The organism is Streptomyces sp. DvalAA-14, assembly GCF_900091855.1.
Lineage (GTDB): Bacteria > Actinomycetota > Actinomycetes > Streptomycetales > Streptomycetaceae > Actinacidiphila.
Genome location: NZ_FMCH01000190.1, coordinates 1 through 1,960 on the forward strand (window position 1 = coordinate 1; position 1,960 = coordinate 1,960).

A 1,960-nucleotide genomic window follows, 5' to 3' on the forward strand; every position below is an offset into this window, starting at 1 on the left:
GCACGCCGTCGGCGAGGTCGAGCAGGGCCCGCTGCCGCCCGGTGACCGGCGGCAGCCGGGCGGCGCGGCGGCGGACCGGCGGCGCGGTGTCCAGCCCGGGGTGCGGCCACAGCGCCTCCAGCAGGCCCCGGCGGCGCCGGGCCTCGCGCTCCACCTCGTACACGGGCACGGCGCTGACCGGCCCGAACCAGTGCTCGGCGCCGTGCCGGAAACGGGTCGGGCCGGCGGCCGGGGCCAGGACGAAGAAGGCGGCGTCGTGCAGCGCGCCGAGCTGGCTGATCTCCACTTCGCCCGCGGACAGCTGACGGTGATCGATCAGCCAGCGGGCGATGCGGCACTGGGCACCCGCCTGGTCCACCGCCTGCCGCCAGGTCTGCGCGGGCAGCCGCCCGCCGGCGGTGAGAAGCCGTTCGATGCCGGGGGCGGCCGGGCTCTCGGCGTGCACGACCGCGCCGCCGGCCAGGTAGAGGATGCCGGTGGTGCGCAGCAGGGCGCCGGTGGCCTTCTGCTCGGCGAGCCGGACGAGCATGGGTGACAGCGGGGCGTCGGCGGCGCTCATGCCAGCACCAGCTTGTGTGCCAGCTCGCGCATCCGGAGCAGGGAGAGCGCGAGGTTGGCGTGTCCGCGGTCGAGCCACAGGTGCAGGAAGAGGCCGCCCTCGTAGGGGGCTTCGACGAACCGCAGGAGGTGGTAGGCGGTCGGGGTGGTCACCACGATGTCCTCGACCGCCGGGGTCCGGCCGGCGTCCGCCGGGGCGGCGGCGGGGCCGGCCGAAGGGCCGGCGGACGGGCTTGCGGGCGGGCCGGCGGGCGGGGCGGTGAAGACCGGGTGTTCGGCCGCGGACCGGGCGAACTCGGCGGTGGCCGCGGCCATCTCCTCGTGGTCGTCGCCGGGTGCTTCGCCGATCCTGCCGAGTGCGAGACCGCTGATCCACTCCACCAGGGCAGCGCCGCGCGCGCCCGGCAGGGTCATCGCTTCGAGCAGGCACTCGTCGATCCCGGACACAAGGCTCCCCTCGCCGCACCGCCGGTCGGACGGCCGCGGGCCGGCGCGGCCCGGCGGTGACGAGAAAGTTACGCAAGGGGCCACCTGCCGCGGGGACTTCTGGCATTTTCCTGCGGTACATGCGCGGGCCTGCCCTAAAATGCCCCGCCGCCGATGCGCGAACTGCGGCCCCGGGCCCATACGATCCCGCCATGCGTGATGTCAGCAGGGGCCTGCGGCTGCTGTTCCAGGGGCAGCGGTGGGCGATACGGCACGGACGGGACTGGCGCTTCGGGATGATCCCGGCGCTGATCACCTTGGTCGGCTACGCGGCCGCGCTCGTCGCGCTGGTCTTGTGGGCCGACGACTTGGCGAACTGGGCGACGCCGTTCGCGGACCACTGGGCGTCGCCGTGGGCGGGGGCTTTCCGGGATCTGCTCACGGCGGTGCTGATCGGCGGCGGGCTGCTGGTGGCCCTGATCTCCTTCACCGCGGTGACGCTGCTGGTCGGGCAGCCGTTCTACGAGGCGGTCGCCGAGCGGGTCGACCGGGCCGAGGGGGGCGTCCCGGAGGCGGCGCGGCGGTCGCTGTGGCGGGAGTTGTGGGTCTCGGCGCGGGACAGCGTCCGGGTGCTGGTGCGGGTGGCGGTGTTCGGCGTGCTGCTGTTCGCAGCGGGTTTCATCCCGGTGGTGGGGCAGACGGTGGTGCCGGTGGTCGGCTTCTGCGTCTCGGCGTTCTTCTTGACGCTGGAGCTGGCCGGGGTGGCGCTGCAGCGCCGCGAGATACCGCTGCGCACCCAACTGCGCCTGATGCGGGGTCGGTTGGGGCTGGTGCTGGGGTTCGGCGCGCCGTTGCTGCTGGCCTTCGCGGTGCCGGTGGTCGCGGTGCCGCTGATGCCGGGAGCGGTGGCGGGCGCGACGTTGCTGGCCCGGGAGCTGGCGCCGGCGCCGCCCGGCCGGCCGGACGACGCGCGGCC

At 75.4% G+C, this 1,960-nt stretch carries 3 protein-coding genes; 1 reads left to right on the forward strand and 2 read right to left on the reverse strand.

Annotation, left to right across the window (positions count from 1 at the left end; all coding sequences use genetic code 11):
• Both GA0115240_RS09430 and GA0115240_RS09435 read right to left on the reverse strand, forming a co-directional pair.
• Nucleotides 1-559: hypothetical protein (locus tag GA0115240_RS09430; RefSeq protein ID WP_093736208.1), on the reverse strand; the 559-nt coding region annotated here is incomplete at its 3' end.
• The gene (locus tag GA0115240_RS09435) at nucleotides 556-972 is read right to left on the reverse strand and encodes a hypothetical protein (protein WP_202451192.1); all 417 of its coding nucleotides are present in this window, start codon (nucleotides 970-972) and stop codon (nucleotides 556-558) included. The genes GA0115240_RS09435 and GA0115240_RS09430, both read right to left, overlap by 4 nt.
• Before the next feature lie 224 nt (nucleotides 973-1,196).
• On the opposite strand from GA0115240_RS09435, the gene GA0115240_RS09440 reads away from it, so the two are divergent.
• Nucleotides 1,197-1,960: EI24 domain-containing protein (locus tag GA0115240_RS09440; protein WP_093736210.1), on the forward strand; the 764-nt coding region annotated here is incomplete at its 3' end.